Raw genomic sequence first — 17,942 nt, 5'->3', positions numbered from 1 at the left:
CCGGCGGACACCCGGGCCAGGTGGACGCGGAACACGGAGCCCTGGCCGGGCTGGCTCTCCACCTCGATGCGGCCCCCATGCGCTTCGATGATCCGCCGCGACACCGACAGCCCCAGCCCCACGCCCGGGGCGCGCTGCTTCGCGTTGCCCGCGCGCTGGAACGGGACGAAGAGCCCCTTGAGTTCTTCCGTCGACATGCCGATGCCCTGGTCGGACACCGCCAGCACCGCGTGCTGCGCATCCGCCAGCACGGACACCCGCACGCGGCTGCCCACCGGCGAATACTTGAGCGCGTTGCTCACCAGGTTGGTCAGCACCTGCTCCAGCCGCGCGGGGTCCGCCCGCACCAGCACCGCGGCGTCGGGCACCACCAGCTCCAGCGTGTGGCCGGGCTCGCTGGACTGGTACAGCTCCACCACCGAGCGCGCCAGCTCGCGCGTGTCGCGCACCTCCGGCTGGAGCTCCAGCTTGCCCGCCTGGATGCGCGTGGCGTCCAGCAGGTCGCCCACCATCCGGTCCAACCGGGCCACCTGCCGGCGCACCAGCGCGAGCGTGCGCTGCATCCGCTCCGGCGTGGCTTCCACGCGGCCGGGCGACGCCAGCGCCGTGGACAGCTTCAGCGCGGACAGCGGGTTGCGCAGGTCGTGCGCCACGCCGGCCAGGAACGCCAGTTGCTGCTCCTGCTGGTGCGCCAGGCTGTCCGCCATCTCGTTGAAGGCGTGGGCCATGTCGCGGATCTCCAACGGTCCCTCCTCCGGCGCACGAGCGTCCCGGTCGCGGCCCGTGCCGAAGGCGCGCATCGCCCGCTGCAGGTGCGCCACCGGACGCAGCGCGAAGCGCCGCAGCCAGAAGACCACCGACCCCAGCGTCGTCAGCAGCACCAGCCCCAGCACCAGCCCCAGCAGGTTGGCCGTTTCGCTCCAGCGGGCCGCGAGCACGCGCGCCGCCTGGGCCTGGTCCACGTTGATCTGGATGAGGCGCTCCAGCGAACGCAGCGCCGCGTCCAGCGTGGCCACCACCCGCGCGTCATGCGGCGAGGAGGCCTGCCGCGTCTCCGACAGGCGCCGCTGCGCCCCCAGGTAGTCGGCCACGTCGCGCTCCGCCTCCACCAGCACCTGGCGCTCCTCGTCGGTGGAGGCGTAGGTGTGCAGGTCATCCAGTTGGCGGTGCAGGTCCACCTCGATCTCCGCTGGGGTGCGCCCCCTGGAGGGGTCCGCCACCATGGGCGTGTCCGGCGACGAGATGAGCCGGGAATGGACGAGCAGATCCACCTCCAGTTCCTCCGCCTGCCGCACCCCTTCCACGGACTCACTCAAGGTGGAAGCCATGCGCTCCAGCGCACCCGTCAGCACCACGAGCAGGGTGGCGGAGACCACGGAGAGCAGGACCAGCACGCCCACCACGGTGGAGAAGAAGGCGCGCAGACTCATCGCGCGCCCCGTACGGGCTCCCGGCCAGCGTCCTTCGTCATGCTCGTGCATCCTCCCTCCGGGCGGCGCCAACCCTCTTCAACGTCGCCCTCTTCCTGAGGAGAGCAACAAGCGTCCGATATCGTGGATTCGCCCTCCCCCGACCGGCAGGCCTGCCTTCGAACACGGCCCGAAAAGGAGCCGGCCCCACGAGGCCCGGCCATGCTAGGCAGCACGCACACGCAACCCGACGCGCCTGCGGGCGTCCGGGCGCCTGCCCCTTTCTGAAGAGGTCCCCCGATGGATCTGATCTCCCCACCGGCCCGCACCCTGACGTTCGATGCCTTCTGGCGATGGATCCAGGAGCACACCAACTGCATCCTGCGGTGCGGTTCGCCGGACATGACCCTGTTCGACCATGACGACTTCCACTGGATGCTGATGGAGGAGGAGCGCCAGCACGTCCTCCAGCTCATCAAGGGCAAGTCCCTGGTGGGCGAGATGGTGATGGTGGGCCGCGAGGTCTCCGAGGTCACCATCTCCCCGGATCCGGACGCGGACCCGCAGGCGGGCCACTTCCTGGTGGAGCTGATGGGCGGACCGAAGGACGACCCCCAGGTGCTCTACCACTTCGTCATGGCCCACGGCATCGAGCCCGCCGCTGGCCACCAGGGCTTCAAGCACTGAGCACGAGCTGCTCGATGCCTTCCACCGCCGGGTGGACGCCATTGACGTAGGCGACGCAGGACGCGGGGCGCTCGCGGGGCGCTCCCTGAAGCAGGGAAGCGACCCGCCCCTCCAGCTCCGCCGCGTCCGCGATGCGCTCCCCGTCGCTCAGCCGCAGCGCCTGCCGGTCATAGAGCCGGGGCCGCGCCCACGCGACGAGCGGCGTCCCCGTGGCCCGCGCCTCCTGCACCGTGTTGTAGCCGCCGGACCCCACCAGCACGTCCACGCCGGTAAGCACCGCGAGCGCCGGCCAGAGGGCCAGGGCCTCCGCTGAGCCCGCCCCGTCGGCGACAGTAGGGACCAGCCACCGCACCTCCGCCCGTCCTCCCAGCAAGCCGCGCAGCCGTCGGGCGGTGTCCCGCGCGTCCACCACCTCTTCCGGCCGGCCGCAGCCCAGCACCGCCACCACCGGCCGTGGGTCCGTCGCCTCCAGGCCCAGCCGCCGCCGGGCATCCGCGCGGGACAGCAGGGCGTCCGCGTCCAGCAGCAGCCACGGAGCGGTCCGCACCGCGCGCGGATGGTGCGCGAAGGGAGCGTCCTCGCCCGGCACGACGAGCAGGTCGAACGCGTCCACCGCGCGGGCCACGTCGAAGCGCTCCACGTAGACGGGGTTCAGGTCGCGGTGCACCAGCACGCGCGGCGCGCGCACCGTGGGCAGCAACGCGGCCAGCTCTCCCGCGAGGCCGCGTGGAAAGGCGTCCACCACCAGCACGTCCGGCGTGGAGTCCCCAAGCCACGCGGTGACGGCGGCCACCGTGGCCGCCTTGTCCAGGTGCGCCTCCAGGCGGTGCACGGTGGCCCCCGGCCCCAGCAGCGACTCCAGGGGCAGGCCGGGCGCGAACGGGCTGTTGGTGAGCACGTCCACCACATGGCCCCGGGCCACGGCGGCGCGGGTCAGCGCGCAGGCGCGCGTCAGGTGCCCCATCCCTCCGCCGAGCGCGTACAAGCGCCAGTGCTGACGTCGCACGGGCGCTCAGCTCCCGCCCAGGTCCTCCTCGAAGGAGGCGTCGTCCTCGCGGCGCAGGCTCTCGCCGTCGGCCTCGGTGAAGTCGTTCCTGTCGTGGGAGGTGCCGGAGGCGGTCCACGCGCCGCGGCCGTAATAGCCGTAGCCGTCGTAGTAGTAGCTGGGGTCGTCCTCGTCCCAGTCGGTCTCGGACCCGTCGCGGTTCTCGTCACCGTTGTCCGCGGTCCGGGCGCACGACACGCACACCTCCCCATCGTCGAGCATGCGCGTGTGCAGCGCGCACACCGGCTTCTGGCAGCGCGAACACTGCGTGGAAGCCCCGCGTTCGCACGCGTGGGAGAAGAGGAAGCCGGAGGTCTCCAGGCAGTGTTCGGCGGACGCGAAGGATGGGGACATGGCGGGAGGCTCAGGGCGCCGCGGCGCCCGCGGGGTTCTGGAGTCGGAAGAGCAGGGCCATGCGCAGGGGCAGGTCCAGGGAGTCGAAGCCCAGGCACGCGGCGGCTTCGGGGGAGACCGGCGTCTTGGTGGCGAGCACCGTCTTGCCCGCCGGGTCACGCAGCGACAGCTTGCCGTCGCGCACCTTCACGCGGAGCGCCTCCTCGCCGGAAGCGCCCTTCACGGACGCGCCCCCACCTTCGGAGGCCACGGTGTTCAGGACGACGCCCTGCGCGTCGGTGAGCTTCCAGCCGGAGCCCTCGCGCGCGAACGTGTAGCGCACGGCGCCGCGCGCGGAGTCCTTCACCTGGAACACGTCGGGGCCGCCGGTGACGTACGCCAGCACCGCGTCGTCCGGACCGGACACCTTGAGCTCGCCGTCCTTCCACTTGTAGCGGGCCAGCTCCTTGTCCTCGCCGTCCACCAGCTTGGCGCCGTCGTCCTTGGGCTTGAGCGAGAAGCGCTCGCGGTCGTCGCCGTCCTTGAACTTGAGCTTGGCGCCGGCCTCCTTCGGCTCCGCCGGGATGGCGGACCTCGCCTGCGTGGGCGGGGCGCCTTCGTTCGAGGCGGGAGCGCCTCCCTGCGTACACGCCGGGGCCGCGAGCACACCCAGGCCCAGGAGGAACAGGACACGCAGCTTCATGAAGTGGCCCTCGCATCCGAGCGCTTGTGCTGGGAGCTGGAGAAGTTGAGCACCTGGTAGAGGCTCAGGAGCATCATCGTCGCGGTGCGCGACGCGTCGTGCTTCCCGGGTGGCACCACCGGGACCTTGGGCTTGCGGCCCTTGTTGGGAGCCATCGCGAGGGAGGCTGGATTGAAAGCAGGCTTCGGCTCGCGCACGACCCAGTCATGGGCCAGCAGGGCGCGCAGCGACAACCGGTCGGCGGCCACGCGGATCCGCGACAGCTTGATGCCCGGGGGCAGGCGCGCCGCGCTCCGGGCGCTCGCGTCCAGCGCCGCGAGCCCGGGGTGACGCTCCGCCTTCACGCGCAGCGACACCTGCATGAGGGCCTTGCCCTTCTGCTTGCGCTTGGTCTTCGTCTTCCCGCGAGCATTGCGCTGCGTGCGGCTGCGCTTCTGGAGGTGCTCCACCATGGACAGGTGCAGGTGCGTGCCGTCCGCGAAGCGTCCCTGCAATTGAAGCCACGTCTCGGTGAAGTCCTCGCACTTCCACCGGCCCCGGGTGCCCTCGGCGACGCGCTTGCGCACCTCGTCGTTCGGCGACAGGTCCAGCGTCAGGTCCACGGCCGCGTCCTTCTCCAGGTCCACCTGGAGCCGCTGGAGCAGCGTGGCCACCAGCCCATAGCGCCGGTCCTCCAGGTCCGTCCGGCGGCGGCGCGCGCGCACGATGAACAGCCCCACGGCCAGGACGATCGGCGCAAGCCCCAATGGCCCCACCACGAAGAGGGACAGCACGCCCACGACCAGCACGACCCAGGCGGAAATCCACAGGGTCTTGCGCGCCGCTTCGGCCTTCTGGTCCAACTGTCCGATGACCTTCAGGTCCTCCAGCACCTCCGGCACGGGGGCATGGGCCTGGTAGACGAGCGTCTTCTGGAATGCGGAGAGGTCGAGCGCCACGGGGAGGAGCCTTGTTCAGCGGGGACCGTCCAGCGGTCGGCCGCGACCGAGCGTAGGAGGCGCCCCCGGGCAGGTCAAACCGACTGTCGCCGGGCCCAAGCCGCCCGTTGCTTGCCGCGCCGCCGGGCGTAGCGGACCACCTGATAGAGGCTCAGGAGCATCATCGTCGCCGTGCGGGACGCGTCGTCCTTCTCCAGGGCCTCCTTCCAAAAGGCGGGGGTCTCCGGGTCCTCAGGCGCCTTCTGCGCTCGCGCCACCCAATCCCCGGCCAGCCGGACGCGCAGGGACAGCCGGTCCGCCGCGACGCGCACGCGCTCCAACTGGACGCGCGGGGGCAGGCGCGTGGCGTTCGTGGTCTGTCCCTTCAGGGTCCCGAGTCGGGGGTGGCGCTCCGGCTTCACGCGCAGGGACACCTCCAGCCGGGCGAAGCCCTTCCTCTTGCTCTTCTTCTTCGTCTTGCCGCTGGCGCTCGTCTTGTAGCGCTCGCGCTTCTGGTGCTTCTCCACCATGCGGATGCGCAGGAACGTGCCATCCGCCAGCCGGGCCTCCAGCGTGAGCCACGGGTCGACGAAGAACTCCGTCCTCCACCAGCCCACCATGTCTTGCCTGACGCGCTTCTCCCTCACATCCGGCTGCCGCAAATCCAGCTTCAGCCGCACCGGCGCATCCGGGGCCAGGTCCACCTGCAGGCGCTGGAGGAGCACGCGCGCCAGGCCATACCGCCGGTTGTCCAGGTCGCGCGGCTTCAACATGGCGCGCCACAGGAAGAACAAGCCCCCCACGGCGAGCAGCAACAAGCCAAGGAGGAACCCGTTCTTCAAGGGCTGTGCGCCCTGCCACGAGAATGGGACGTCCGAACTCACGGCGCTGGCCCAGGAGGCGTAACAGCACAGCAGGATCAGCGACCCGCCGGGAATCGTGGTGAGCCACGCGGCCGTCGTCAGCGCTCCCAACTGCTTCTCCGCGCGGGCATCCAGTCGTCCCAGCATCCCCAGGTCTCGCAGCAGCTCCGGAACGGGCGAGTGGGACTGGTAGAGGAAGACGTTGTGGAATCGGGTGATGTTGACCGCCACGGCGGAGGACTCCCCTGCGAGGTGTCCGTCGGGCGGACCGCGCTTGGGAGCGTAGGGGCGCGCGTGAAGGACGGTCAAACCAGGCCGGGGGCCTTCCTGGACGTCTTCGGCTCCGGTGACGACTTCGACGCTGGCGGGGTCCTGGCCAGAGAGAGCACCTGGTAGAGGCTCAGGAGCATCATCGTCGCCGTGCGCGACGCGTCGTGCTCGCCGGGAGGCGCCTCGGGGGGCCTGGGCCTGCGGGGACCGTCCAGCGGTCGGCCACCACCGAGCGCAGGAGGCGCCCCCGGGCATGTCAAACCGACTGTCGCCGGCCCTGGGCCGCCCGCTGCTTGCCGCGCAGCCGGGCGTAGCGGACCACCTGATAGAGGCTCAGGAGCATCATCGTCGCCGTGCGGGACGCGTCGTCCTTCTCCAGGGCCTCTTCCCAGATGGAGGGAGTCTCCGGGTCGGCGGACGCCTGCTGCGCCTGCGCCACCCAGTCCTTGGCGAGCCGGACACGCAGGGACAGCCGGTCCGCCGCGACGCGCACGCGCTCCAGTTCGACGCGCGGGGGCAGGCGCGTGGCGTTCGTGGCCTGCCCCTTCAGGGCCCCGAGTCCGGGGTGGCGCTCCGGCTTCACCCGCAGGGACACCTCCAGCCGGGCGAACCCCTTCAACTTGAGGATCCTCTTCGTCTTGTTGCCTCTGACGTTCGTCTTGTAGCGCTCGCGCTTCTGGTGTTTTTCCACCATGCGGATGCGCAGGAACGTGCCATCCGCCAGCCGGGTCTCCAGCAGGAACCACGGGTCGACGAAGAACTCCGTGTTCCACCAGCCCACCATGTCTTGCCTGACGCGCTTCTCCCGCACATCCGGCGGCCGCAAATCCAGCTTCAGCCGCACGGGTGCATCCGGGGCCAGGTCCACCTGCAAGCGATTGAGGAGCACGCGCGCCAGGCCATAACGCCGGTTGTCCAGGTCGCGCGGCTTCAGCCTGTCGCGCCGCACGAAGACGAGGAGCCCCACGGCGAGCAGCAGGACGCCGAAGAAGAAGCCGAACTTCAAGAGCAGAATCGCCTGCTCGGACAGCTCGTCGTCCGCGTTCACGCTGCCGGCCCAGATGCCGTAGGACAGCAGGGCCAGCACACCGCCGGGAATCACGGAGAGCCATGCACGCATCGTCAGCGAGCCCAACTGCTTCTCCGCTTGAGCGTCCAGCCCTCTCAGCACCGCCAGGTCTCGCAGCAGCTCCGGCACGGGCGCGCGGGACTGGTAGAGGAAGACGTTGTGGAATCGGGTGATGTTGACCGCCACGGCGGAGGGCTCCCCTGTGATGTCCGTCGGGCGGACCGCGCCGAGGAGCGTAGGGGGCTGCGTGAAGGACGGTCAAACCCTGCCAGGGGCCTCGGACCTTCCGGAAGCCCTTCGCATGGGCGCGGACGTGCTTGGATTCACTGGACGAGCCGGTGCGGCCCGAGCGCCCCGGAAATCCCGTTGTTAGTAGGATGGGTCAGCCACGGGCACGAGGTGGACCTTGGATGATGTGAGCAGCAGGAGAGCAGCGCTGAAGCTCATCGCGGCGGCGGGGGTCACCACCGCCGTGGGGTGTTCACGCGCTTCGGACAAAGCAGGGGAGCAAGCCATGGGTCAGCAGCAGGGTGTTCAGCCAGAAGCCGTCATTCGCGTGGATCCGCTCGGGATGGGTCCGTGGAAGACGCCGGATCCGTTCCTCTTCTGCGTGCACCACGACGACCGGTATCCCGCGGGCAACGAGCGCTTTGGCCCCGCGGCCCCGCTGACGGGGCGCGACATCGGGCAGGACTTCGCTGGGCGGGACGGCTGGAACATGTACCACGGCTCCGTGGTGCCGGGCTTCCCACAGCACCCGCACCGGGGCTTCGAGACGGTGACCATCGTGCGCAACGGTCTCATCGACCACTCCGACTCGCTGGGCGCGGCGGCGCGCTTTGGCGGCGGGGACGTGCAGTGGCTCACGGCGGGCAGTGGCATCAACCACTCGGAGATGTTTCCGCTGCTCCGCTCCGACACGCCGAACCCCCTGGAGCTGTTCCAGATCTGGCTCAACCTGCCGCGCGCGAACAAGCACGTGGAGCCGCACTTCTCCATGCTCTGGAACCAGACCATCCCCCGGCACGTGGCGAAGGACGATGCGGGGCGCGCCACGGAGGTCACCGTGGTCGCCGGCCGGCTGGACGACGTGAAGGCGCCGCCGCCGCCACCGAAGTCCTGGGCCGCGCACGCCGACGCGGACGTGGCCATCTGGACGCTCAAGCTGGAGCCGGGCGCGAAGTGGACGCTGCCGGCGGCGGCCAAGGGCACGCACCGCATGCTGTACTTCTTCCGGGGCTCCGCGCTGCGAGTGGGCGGCCGGGACATCCCGTCGTCGCGCGCCATCGAACTGCGCGCCGACGTGAGCGTGGCGCTGGAGAACGGCGCGGACGTGACGGAGCTGCTGATGCTCCAGGGGCGTCCCATTGGCGAGCCGGTCGTGCAGTACGGGCCGTTCGTGATGAACACGCGGCAGGAGATCCAGCAGGCCTTCGCGGACTACCAGCGCACCGGCTTCGGCGGCTGGCCGTGGCCCAACCCGGACCCGGTGCACGGACGTGAGGAAGGGCGCTTCGCGCGCCACGCGGACGGCCACATCGAACGGCCGGCCTGAGGGCGCGCGGCCATTACCTGTCCCCGGCGCGCTGGGCCCGTTCCAGCCCGTCCCGGCAGTCGACGTTCGCGGGGTCCAGGCGGAGGCACTCGCTGAAGGCCGCTTCCGCCTGTCGAGGGTCGGCTTCGCGCACGAAGAGGACTCCCAGGTGGAAGTGGGCGTGCGTGTGCTCCGGGTTGTAGCGAAGGGCCTGGAGCAGGTGTGCCTTCGCCTTCGCCAGGTTACCCCGAGAGAGCGAGATGAGGCCCTTGGTGGCCCACAGGTCGGCGGACAGGGGCGAGAACTCCAGTGCCAGGTCGCAGTACGTCTCCGCCGTGTCCAGGTGGCCCTCGCGCAGCTCCTGGACACACTGCGCACGGGGGTCACGCTCGTATCCGCACGGGAAGGCCTTCGGTTCGTGCGCGCATCCCGTGAGGAGCAGCGCGCAGACACCGGCCACGAAGCCGGGAACCCGAGGACCGGGGAGTCGGACATCCGAGGCGGAAGCAGTCAGCGCGTCGCTCACGGAGTCTTCGGCTTGGGGGGCTCCCACGTGAACTGGACGGACGGAGCCTTCGCCGCCTTCGCATCCTTCATGAGGAAGCCCTCTTCGCGTTTGGCCGCGCGGTCGAACGCGGGCCGCAGTGTCTTGGGAATGGGCAGCAGCACGCCCACGACGAACTTGTTTCCGCGACACATCTCGCCGAAGTAGCCGAACGCGATGCGCACGGCGACCTTGTCACCCTCGACGTGATGGAACGCGACCGAGCGCTTCACCGAGTCGAGCCCGTATTCAAAGCCGACGCAATCCTCGCCGGGCCCCAGGCTTTCCAGCAGGGACTCCACCGTCGCGGCGTTCTTGAAAGCCTCCTCGTCGTCGATGTGCTTGCGCACGAAGCCATCCGCCTTCAGGGCCGCGAGCACATCCTTCTCCGCGAACACGTCGAGCAGTGAGAAGCCATCCTTGCCCTTCGTCACATCCTGCGTGACGTAGCCCGTGTGCGCATACGGGTGCGCGCCGCCGGTGTAGCCCGAAGCGGACTGCTCGTAGCTCACCCAGGGTCCCACCACCGACAGCACGTTGAGGGATTCGGAGGCTTCCCAATCGGACACGTCCGTCTCGGGCTCGGCCTCGAATTTGGAGAGGAACTCCGCCTTGCGTGACTGGAGGCCGAACAGCTCCTTGTTGCCACGCAGGGCGCGCAGGTCCTTGGGGGACTGCACGAACATCACGTCCGTGCCGGTCACCTTCCACATGCGCGACTCGGCCGGAGCCGGGGCCGGCGTCGAAGCAGGAGCCGCGACCAGCGCCACCATCACCACGGAACTCATGAACATGCGCGCCATCTTGCACGAACGCCCGGCGCGGAGGCGATGGGCTCATGGGGGCGGAGGGATGTCAGACGTGTGCCCTTTGCTGCCGCGAACTCCCAGGAGCGCGCATGCGGATGAAGGGACGTGGGGCGGTGAGCGATGACTTGGAGGAAGCGCTGCGCCGGTCATCATCCCGACAGGGACGAAGGTCGCCACTCCGCTCCGAGGTCTTGCTGGTGAGCCTTGCGCTGTGGGCCACGGCCTGCGCCTCGGTGCCCGAACGAGGGAGCCACCTGCGCCAGGCGTCGCACGTGTCGTCTGGCCCCGCGTGGCCTTCCTCTTCCCGCGCATCCGCTGGTTCGCTCACGGAGTCACACCGACAGGACACCACGCAGACGCGGCAGGCAGTGCTCGATGCCATCGCCGAAGTGAAGGCGTCCACGGGCACCTTCTCCCGCTCGATTCCCAAGCTCGCGGCGTACCAGTCACACGACGTCTTCACCCGTTACATCGCCTACGGCTCCAACCAACTGCCATGGCTCCAGGGTGCCTTGGGCAGTGTTTCCCTGCTCGCGAACACCGCCGGGGCGGTCGAGGATGAGGAGATGGGGGTGGGCCTGCTCCGGATGACTGGCCCACGTCTCCAGGCCGCCATGTTGCTCGCGGCCTGGCTCGACTTCCTCCAGCTCGCGGACGTCGTGCGCCAACAGTGTCCCTTCTACAGCCCCGAGCAACTGTTCGTGGACATGGACCGGGTGCAGAAGTTGCTCGAGCCGTCGATGATGGCGCTCGCTTCGATGGAGCCCGGGCAGGTCGAAGCCACCGCACGCGCGCTTCCCGGTGTGATGGCGCAGCTCACCCGCGAGTTCCACTCCATCCGTGAGGGGGCGCGCATGGCGACGGAGCGCGCCGGCAAGGTCATCGCGGTGGCGCAGTTCATGGAGATGCTCACGATGGTCTCCACCCTGAGGATGTCGCTGCCAAGGCTCCCACCCGCAGCGCCCGCCACGCTGGGTGTGGGCCTCGTGATGAGCTCAGGCGGAGTGATGACGGGCACACGGCTGGTCGTCTCCGCCGAGTGGGTGGAGAGGATGCGCAGGCTCGTCCAGGCGGGCGTCATCTCCGTTCCCGTCGTCCGCTCCGCCGTTCGCATCCATGCCGGTCAGGTGCTGATGGCGCAGTCGAACCGGGACCTGCCACAGGGCGTTCTCGACGCGCTGGGCGACAGTCCCGAAGTGCGCGCCATGCACGAAACCGGCAGGGCCGGAGCCGGCATGTCCGACGCGCCGAAGCACCACGTCCTGCCGCAAGAGCACCGTGAGTGGTTCGAGCAGCGCGGCTTCAAGGGCCCCATGGATATCGACCAGTTCTGCGTCAGGATGGAGAAGGCGCAGCACGAGGCGGTTCACGGAGGGGGCGACTGGCGACTGGGACGAATGTGGGCCGGCGAGTGGAACAGGATGATCATGAAGACGCTGCGCGCCGCAGAGAGTAGGGCTGGCCGGATGTTGACGCGCAATGAGATCCTGAACATCGTCGCGGAGAGCATGAAGGAGTACAAAGTCCCGATGAGGTTCATCTCGTGGAGAAGGCGATGAGCGAGGATCGGTCCTGGCAGGGAAACTGGAAGGCTCGCCTGCATGACCGGGTCCGCGAACTCGGTTTCACTTCGCTCACCGCCTTTGCCAATGCGCGCCCTACGGCATCGTTGGTGGCCTTGGCGGAAGAGCTCGGCAAGGACGACATCGCAGGAGTCCAGATTTTGAGCGGGCTGCTTGCGGAGGCGGAACAGCGAAAGCAGATCGCGCGCTTCGAGCGCGATGTACTCGTCCGAATGTTGTCTCAGAGCCTTCCCGAGGGTTGGCCGGTGATGATGGATGACGCCAATCGCTTCGCGGTCGCCAAGGCACTCGGTCGCTGGAGTGCCTACACGCCGGAGGCTCACGAGGAGCGCATCAGTCGGGCCGGCGATGCGCTGCTAGCGCACCCGCCGCCAGCCGGATGGCGCCCGCTCGGTCCCGATGACGAAATCCTGCGAATGCTGTTGCCGGACGAGGAGACCTGACCGCGACAGCAGGCCCACGGAAAAGCGGGCTACTTCGCCCAATCGAACTGCAGAGATACCGCGTAAGTCGTGTCCAGCTCCACCCCACGAAGAGCGCCAAGTACAGCAAGGGCATGGAGGCCAAGGGATGTCAGATATGAGCCCTTTGCTGCCGCGAACTCCCAGGAGCACGCATGCGGATGCAGGGGCGTGGGATAGCGATCGATGGTTTGGAGTCATCATCCCGACAGGGACGAAGATGGCCACTCCGCTCCGAAGCATTGCTGGTGGGCCTTGCACTGTGGGCCACGGCCTGCGCTTCAGTGCCTGAGCGCAGGAGCCACCTGCGCCAGGCGTCGCATGTGTCGTCTGGCCCCGCGTGGCCTTCCTCTTCCCGCCCATCCACGAGTTCGCGGACGGAGTTACACCACCAGGACACAACGCAGACGCGGCAGGCAGTGCTCGATGCCATCGCCGAAGTGAAGGCGTCCACGGGCACCTTCTCCCGCTCAATTCCCAAGCTCGCGGCGTACCAGTCGCACGACATCTTCACCCGTTACATCGCCTACGGCTCCAACCAACTGCCATGGCTCCAGGGTGCGCTGGGCAGTGCCACCCTGTTCGCGAACACCGCCGGGTCGGTCGAGGACGCGGACATGGAGGTGGCCCTGCTCCAGATGACGGGCCCACGTCTCCAGGCCGCCATGTCAGGCGCCCTGTTGCTCGCGGCCTGGCTCGACTTCCTCCAACTCGCGGACGTCGTGCGCGAACAGTGTCCCTTCTACAGCCCCGAGCAACTGCTCGTGGACATGGACCGCGTGCAGAAGTTGCTCGAGCCGTCGATGCTTGCGCTCGCGTCGATGGAGCCCGGGCAGGTCGAAACCACCGCTCGCGCACTTCCCGGCGTGATGGCTCAGCTCACCCGCGAGTTCCACTCCATCCGTGAGGGGGCGCGCATGGCGTCGGAGCGCGCCGGCAAGGTCATCGCGGTGGCGCAGTTCATGGAGATGCTCACGATGGTCTCCACCCTGAGGATGTCGCTGCCAAGGCTCCCACCCGCAGCACCCGCCACGCTGGGCGTGGGCCTCGTGATGAATTCAGGCGGAGTGATGACGGGCACACGGCTGGTCGTCTCCGCCGAATGGGTGGAGAGGATGCGCAGGCTCGTCCAGGCGGGCGTCATCTCCGCTCCCGCCGTCAGCTCCGCCGTTCGCATCCACGCCGGTCAGGTGCTGATGGCCCAGTCGAACCGCGACCTGCCACGGGGCGTTCTCGATGCGCTGGGCGACAGCCCCGAAGTGCGCGGCATGCACGAAACCGGCAGGGCCGGAGCCGGCATGTCCGACGCGCCGAAGCACCATGTCCTGCCCCAAGAGCACCGTGAGTGGTTCGGGCAGCGCGGCTTCAAGGGCCCCATGGATATCGACCAGTTCTGCGTCAGGATGGAGCAGGCGCACCATGAGGCGATTCATGGTGGGGGCAATTGGCGTAAGGGCCGCACCTGGCCCGGCGAATGGAACCGGATGATCATGGGAGAGCTTCGCGACGCAGAGAGCAGGGCGGGCCGGATGTTGACGCGAAACGAGATCCTGAAGACCGTCGCAAGAGCAATGCGAGACTATAAGATTCCGATGAACTTTACTTCCTCGAGGGGCCAATGACCGCCGGACGAGCATGGGAAGGCAACGTGCGAGCCCGCCTGTACGAGCGGGTCCGCGAGCGGGGTTACGACTCGCTCACCGCTTTCGCCGATGCACACCCTGCGGTCCCGCTGTATGTGCTGGCCGACACGTTGGGTAAAGACGACGTTGCCGCAGTGCAGGTATTCAGCGGCCTGCTCGGAGAAGCGGAACAGCGTCATCGGGTCACGCGCTTGGTGCGTGATGTGCTCGCACGCGAGTTGGCCGAAGACTTCCCTAATGGCTGGCCGGCTGTCGTGGACGATTCAAACCGTTTCGACCTGGCGCTAGCGCTAGCTCGCTGGAGCTCCTACGCTCCTGAGACCCATGAGGAGCGTGTAAGAAAAGCCGGTGATGCGCTCCTCGTCCATCCGCCTCCGCCCGGCTGGCGCCCGCTCGGTCCCGATGACGAATTTCTGCGCACGCTCCTACCGGACGAGGAGACCTGACCGCGACAGCACACCCATGGGCTTGTTGGCGGAAAACGATGTACCGCACGACTCGTCCGAAGAGGTGACTGGAGAAGGCGATGACCGACGGACGGTTCTGGGAGGGCAACGCAAGGGTCCGCTTGAATGAGCGTGTCCGCGAGCGCGGCTACACGTCACTCACCGCCTTCGCGGAGGCGCGCCCTACTGCCTCGCTGGTTGAACTGGCCGAAGAACTGGGCAAGGACGACATCGTAGCGGTGCAGGTGTTGAGTGGCCTGCTCACCGAAGCGGAGCGGAACAAGAAGGTCACGCGTCTTGTGCGCGATGTACTTGTGCGCGAGTTCTCCGAAGGACTCCCTGCCGGTTGGCCCGCGATGCTGGACGACGCAAGACGTTTTGAAGTCGCCAAGGTATTGGGCATGTGGTCCGCCTACACTCCCGAGACCTACGACGAGCGCGTCATGAGAGCCGGTGAATCGTTGCTCGCCCATCCGCCGCCCGCAGGCTGGCGCCCACTGAGCCCTGACGACGAACTCCTGCGTATGCTGCTACCGGACGAAGAGACCTGACCGCGGCAGCAACCCGACGAGCTTGTGCACAAGAGATGACCTTTCGCGCAGATGCCTCACGATGCGTTACGAACGGCAGGAAGCGATGACCGACGGGCGTTCGTGGGAAGGCAACTGGAGGGTCCGTGTGTATGAGCGGATCCGTGAACGCGGTTACGACTCGCTCACCGCCTTCGCGGAGGCTCGCCCTGCTGTCTCATTCGTGGCGCTGGCTGAAGAGCTTGGCAAGGATGATGTCGCTGGGGTGCAGATATTGAGTGGACTGTTCGCCGAAGCGGAGCGGAACAAGAAGGTCACGCGCTTTGTGCGCGATCTATTTGTGCGCGAACTCGCCGAATGCCTCCCCGAGGGTTGGCCTGCCATCGTGGACGACTCCAACCGCTTCGACGTAGCCATGCCGCTCGGCTCTTGCTCCGCCCACGCCCCTGAAACGCATAGAGAGCGCGTCAGTCAGGCCGGCGATGCACTCCTCGCCCATCCGCCTCCAGCCGGCTGGCGCCCACTGAGCCCTGACGACGAACTGCTGCGCACGCTCCTCCCAGACGAAGAAGCCTGACCCAGGCCCCCTCCCCTGTTTGCCGTCGCGCCCCCGTCGCGCTAGCACTCCGTGCCGTGTCCTCCTCCGGAATCGTCTACGCATCCTTCGACCGCTTCCCCGCCCCCAAGGGCGCGGCCGTGCACATCCGGGCCTTCGTGGAGGCCCTGGGCGCCGCGTTCGGCCCCATGGACCTCGTGGCCATTGGCGAGGCTCCCGGCGCCCCCGCCCCGGCCCTGCACGGCAACGTCACGTACCACCCGCTGGGCGCGCGCGGAAAAGACCTCGTCGCCCAGGCGCTCACCTTCCGTGCGCACCTGGGCGCGTGGTGGCAAGGCCGTCCGCGCGCGAAGGTCGTGCACGTGCGCTCCATCTTCGAGGGCTACCCCATCGCCCGGCGCAAGGCGTCCCTCACCGACGCCCTCGTGTACGAGGTCAACGGCCTGCCCTCCATCGAGCTCAAGTACCACCACCCGGACGTCGCGGACGACGCGGAGCTCATGGGCAAGCTGCTCGCGCAGGAGGACGCCTGCCTCAAGGCCGCGGACCTGCTCGTCACCCCCAGCGCCGTCACCGCGGAGCACCTCCTCTCACGCGGCGCGGACCCTTCACGCCTCCGCGTCATCCCCAACGGCGTGGACCTGGACGTGTTCCGCTACGCCCCCCCACGCGCCCCGGAACCCGGCCGCCCCTTGCGCCTGCTCTACAGCGGCACGATGACGGCATGGCAGGGCGTGCACCACGCACTGGACGCCTGCCGGCTCCTCTTGCGCGACCTGCCCGTGGTCCTCACGCTGGTGGGCCCCCTGCGCAAGCACGCGCGCCGCGCCCTCCTGGACCGGTGCGGCGACCTGCTCCTCCAAGGCTCGGTGGAGCTGTTGGAGCCCCTGCCCCAGCAGGAACTCGCCTCACTGCACCACGCCTGTGACGCCGTGCTCGTCCCCCTGCCGGTGAACGACCGCAACTGCGTGCAGGGCTGCTGCCCGCTGAAGCTGCTGGAGGCCATGGCCACCGGCACGCCCGTCATCGCCAGCGACCTGCCCGTGGTGCGCTGCCTCGCGGAGGACACCGAAGTCCTCCGCATCCGCCCGGGCTCGCCCAAGGCCATCGCCGAAGCGGTGAAGGCACTCCTCGCCAACCCTGGCCTCGGCGCCTCACTCAGTGCCCACGCCCGCGCCCGAGTGGAGCGCGACTTCCCCTGGGGCCGCGCCCAGGAAGCCCTGGTGAACGCCTACGCGGACGACCTGGGCCTCGCGCGCGCCAGCACCCGCTCCAGCACCGCGGCCTCCGCGTCCGCCTGAAAGCGCGCCTCGATGCGCTCGCGGGCCGCCTTCCCCATCGCCTCGCGCTCGGACGCCGGCATCCCCAGCACGTCCAGGCACGCCTGCCCCAGGTGGTTCAACAGCGCCTTGGGCACGAGGAAGCCATTCTTCCCGCTGTCCACCGCCTCCGGGATGCCGCCCGCGTCGCTCGCGATGACCGGCCGCGCGCACGCCATCGCCTCCAGCAGCGCGTTGGGCATGCCCTCCCACAGCGACGGCTGCAGATAGACATCACACAGGCGCAGGTGCTCCGCGATGAGCGCGGGCGACTCCAGCGCGCCGGAGACGATGATGCGCGCCGCGTCCTCCGGATGCTCCGACCGGTAGGCCACCAGGTGCTCGGCATCCCGGGCGCGCACCTCTCCAATCACCAGCAGGCACGCCGGCCGCACGCGCCGCACCTCGGTGAGCGCGGCGAGCAGGAACGGCAGCCCCTTCTTGTGGCGCAGCTCTCCGGAGAAACCCAGCACCGCCTCGCCCGCCGCGATGCCCAGCTTCTCCCGCAGGGCCCCATCCCCGGGCCCCGGCGAGAACAGTGCCGTGTCCACCGCGTTGGGGATGACCTCCACGCCCGGGTCGCGCCCCAGCAGCATCGCCATCTTCCGGCCCAGGTCCGCGGACGCCGCCGTCAGCACGTCCGCGCGCTGGAGCGTCCAGAGCAGGCGGGCGAAGTCCCCCGGCGGGAACATGAGCTGGTCCACGTCGTTGCCCCGCGCGCTGAGCACCGACGCCAGGCCCGCGCTCTGCGCGAACACCACCGCGAGGAACCCCGGCGGGTACAGGTAGTGCCCCCATACCACGTCATACTTCCGCCGCCCGTGCAGGTGGCCGAGCACATCCAGCGTGTGCTGCATGGACAGGTCCGCCGCGCCGAACAAACCCAACCGGTGCAGCGTCACCCCCTTCGCGAACGGCGACACCTCGCCCGCGTCCTCCACCGTCTCCAACGCCCCCGGTGACGCCGTGCGCGTCCAGGCGACCACGTCCACGCGTGCGCCCAGCCGTACGAGCGAGCCCGCGGTGCGCGCGCCGCTGCGCGCCAGCCCTCCGATGTCGGGGGGAAAGCGCTCGGCGAGGAGGAGGACGCGGGGACCGGAGGCCATGACGAAATCCTACCCATCCCGCGCACCGGCAGGCGGGGAACCGTGGGGGATGAATGTCGATGGGCGTCCCGTTGCAACGCCCACTCCATGACGCAACCCCCTCCCTCCGAATCCC

19 protein-coding genes are annotated in these 17,942 nt (G+C 69.1%); 9 read left to right on the top strand and 10 right to left on the bottom strand.

Translation table 11 applies throughout. The features are described from left to right. Window positions 1-1,430, bottom strand: a 1,430-nt coding sequence (locus tag D7V88_RS25880) for a sensor histidine kinase (RefSeq protein WP_147448870.1), incomplete at its 3' end; no start/stop codon positions are given. A gap of 279 nt (window positions 1,431-1,709) precedes the next feature. Between D7V88_RS25880 and D7V88_RS25875 the strand changes: the two genes are divergently transcribed. Then, window positions 1,710-2,096 carry a serine/threonine protein kinase gene (locus D7V88_RS25875; protein WP_120543304.1) on the top strand — a complete coding sequence of 129 codons (387 nt, stop codon included), beginning with the start codon at window positions 1,710-1,712 and terminating at the stop codon, window positions 2,094-2,096. Here the strand turns inward: D7V88_RS25875 and D7V88_RS25870 are convergent. The 6 genes from D7V88_RS25870 to D7V88_RS25845 all read right to left on the bottom strand — a co-directional run bounded on the left by D7V88_RS25870 (window position 2,086) and on the right by D7V88_RS25845 (window position 7,482). Further along, entirely contained in the window at window positions 2,086-3,102 is a 1,017-nt protein-coding gene (locus D7V88_RS25870; protein WP_244238396.1) for a hypothetical protein, read from the bottom strand. The two genes, D7V88_RS25875 and D7V88_RS25870, sit on opposite strands and share 11 nt — an antisense overlap. A gap of 6 nt (window positions 3,103-3,108) precedes the next feature. Continuing rightward, window positions 3,109-3,495, bottom strand: coding sequence for a hypothetical protein (locus tag D7V88_RS25865; protein WP_120543302.1), 387 nt, complete (start codon window positions 3,493-3,495; stop codon window positions 3,109-3,111). A gap of 10 nt (window positions 3,496-3,505) precedes the next feature. Continuing rightward, a complete protein-coding gene (locus D7V88_RS25860) occupies window positions 3,506-4,177 on the bottom strand; it encodes a hypothetical protein (protein WP_120543301.1) in 672 nt (223 codons plus the stop codon). Then, window positions 4,174-5,115 carry a hypothetical protein gene (locus tag D7V88_RS25855; RefSeq protein ID WP_120543300.1) on the bottom strand — a complete coding sequence of 314 codons (942 nt, stop codon included), beginning with the start codon at window positions 5,113-5,115 and terminating at the stop codon, window positions 4,174-4,176. Before D7V88_RS25855 ends, D7V88_RS25860 begins: the two co-directional genes overlap by 4 nt. A 74-nt stretch (window positions 5,116-5,189) precedes the next feature. Next, window positions 5,190-6,188 carry a hypothetical protein gene (locus D7V88_RS25850; protein WP_147448869.1) on the bottom strand — a complete coding sequence of 333 codons (999 nt, stop codon included), beginning with the start codon at window positions 6,186-6,188 and terminating at the stop codon, window positions 5,190-5,192. Between the two features lie 295 nt (window positions 6,189-6,483). Then, window positions 6,484-7,482 carry a hypothetical protein gene (locus D7V88_RS25845; protein ID WP_120543298.1) on the bottom strand — a complete coding sequence of 333 codons (999 nt, stop codon included), beginning with the start codon at window positions 7,480-7,482 and terminating at the stop codon, window positions 6,484-6,486. 385 nt (window positions 7,483-7,867) lie between these two features. Here D7V88_RS25845 and D7V88_RS25840 point away from each other — a divergent pair, with 385 nt between their 5' ends. Then, complete coding sequence (locus D7V88_RS25840; protein ID WP_279636076.1) at window positions 7,868-8,851, top strand: pirin family protein; 984 nt, start codon at window positions 7,868-7,870, stop codon at window positions 8,849-8,851. A gap of 13 nt (window positions 8,852-8,864) precedes the next feature. Here D7V88_RS25840 and D7V88_RS25835 read toward each other — a convergent pair whose 3' ends face one another. Next, window positions 8,865-9,356, bottom strand: a complete 492-nt coding sequence (locus D7V88_RS25835; protein ID WP_158625157.1) for a tetratricopeptide repeat protein — start codon at window positions 9,354-9,356, stop codon at window positions 8,865-8,867. Beyond that, a complete protein-coding gene (locus D7V88_RS25830) occupies window positions 9,353-10,168 on the bottom strand; it encodes a hypothetical protein (RefSeq protein ID WP_244238395.1) in 816 nt (271 codons plus the stop codon). Before D7V88_RS25830 ends, D7V88_RS25835 begins: the two co-directional genes overlap by 4 nt. Window positions 10,169-10,380: 212 nt before the next feature. On the opposite strand from D7V88_RS25830, the gene D7V88_RS25825 reads away from it, so the two are divergent. The 7 genes from D7V88_RS25825 to D7V88_RS25795 all read left to right on the top strand — a co-directional run bounded on the left by D7V88_RS25825 (window position 10,381) and on the right by D7V88_RS25795 (window position 16,703). Further along, entirely contained in the window at window positions 10,381-11,742 is a 1,362-nt protein-coding gene (locus D7V88_RS25825) for a DUF2380 domain-containing protein (RefSeq protein ID WP_244238394.1), read from the top strand. After that, window positions 11,739-12,209: an NUDIX hydrolase gene (locus D7V88_RS25820; RefSeq protein ID WP_120543305.1), complete on the top strand. Its 471-nt coding sequence runs from the start codon at window positions 11,739-11,741 to the stop codon at window positions 12,207-12,209. The genes D7V88_RS25825 and D7V88_RS25820 overlap by 4 nt, the downstream gene beginning before the upstream one ends. Before the next feature lie 437 nt (window positions 12,210-12,646). Beyond that, entirely contained in the window at window positions 12,647-13,849 is a 1,203-nt protein-coding gene (locus D7V88_RS25815) for a DUF2380 domain-containing protein (RefSeq protein ID WP_341870707.1), read from the top strand. After that, window positions 13,846-14,316, top strand: a complete 471-nt coding sequence (locus D7V88_RS25810) for an NUDIX hydrolase (protein ID WP_120543293.1) — start codon at window positions 13,846-13,848, stop codon at window positions 14,314-14,316. The genes D7V88_RS25815 and D7V88_RS25810 overlap by 4 nt, the downstream gene beginning before the upstream one ends. Window positions 14,317-14,396: 80 nt before the next feature. Beyond that, window positions 14,397-14,867: an NUDIX hydrolase gene (locus D7V88_RS25805; protein WP_120543292.1), complete on the top strand. Its 471-nt coding sequence runs from the start codon at window positions 14,397-14,399 to the stop codon at window positions 14,865-14,867. Between the two features lie 85 nt (window positions 14,868-14,952). Next, on the top strand, window positions 14,953-15,423 hold the full coding sequence (locus D7V88_RS25800; protein WP_120543291.1) for an NUDIX hydrolase: 471 nt from the start codon (window positions 14,953-14,955) through the stop codon (window positions 15,421-15,423). A 56-nt stretch (window positions 15,424-15,479) separates the two neighbouring features. Continuing rightward, on the top strand, window positions 15,480-16,703 hold the full coding sequence (locus tag D7V88_RS25795; protein WP_120543290.1) for a glycosyltransferase family 4 protein: 1,224 nt from the start codon (window positions 15,480-15,482) through the stop codon (window positions 16,701-16,703). Here the strand turns inward: D7V88_RS25795 and D7V88_RS25790 are convergent. Continuing rightward, window positions 16,634-17,827 carry a glycosyltransferase gene (locus D7V88_RS25790; RefSeq protein ID WP_120543289.1) on the bottom strand — a complete coding sequence of 398 codons (1,194 nt, stop codon included), beginning with the start codon at window positions 17,825-17,827 and terminating at the stop codon, window positions 16,634-16,636. The two genes, D7V88_RS25795 and D7V88_RS25790, sit on opposite strands and share 70 nt — an antisense overlap. Window positions 17,828-17,942: the final 115 nt, after the last annotated feature.

Origin of the sequence: Corallococcus terminator (genome assembly GCF_003611635.1) — a bacterium.
Classification (GTDB): Bacteria; Myxococcota; Myxococcia; order Myxococcales; family Myxococcaceae; genus Corallococcus; species Corallococcus terminator.
This window is presented reverse-complemented; position numbering and strand designations above follow the sequence as displayed.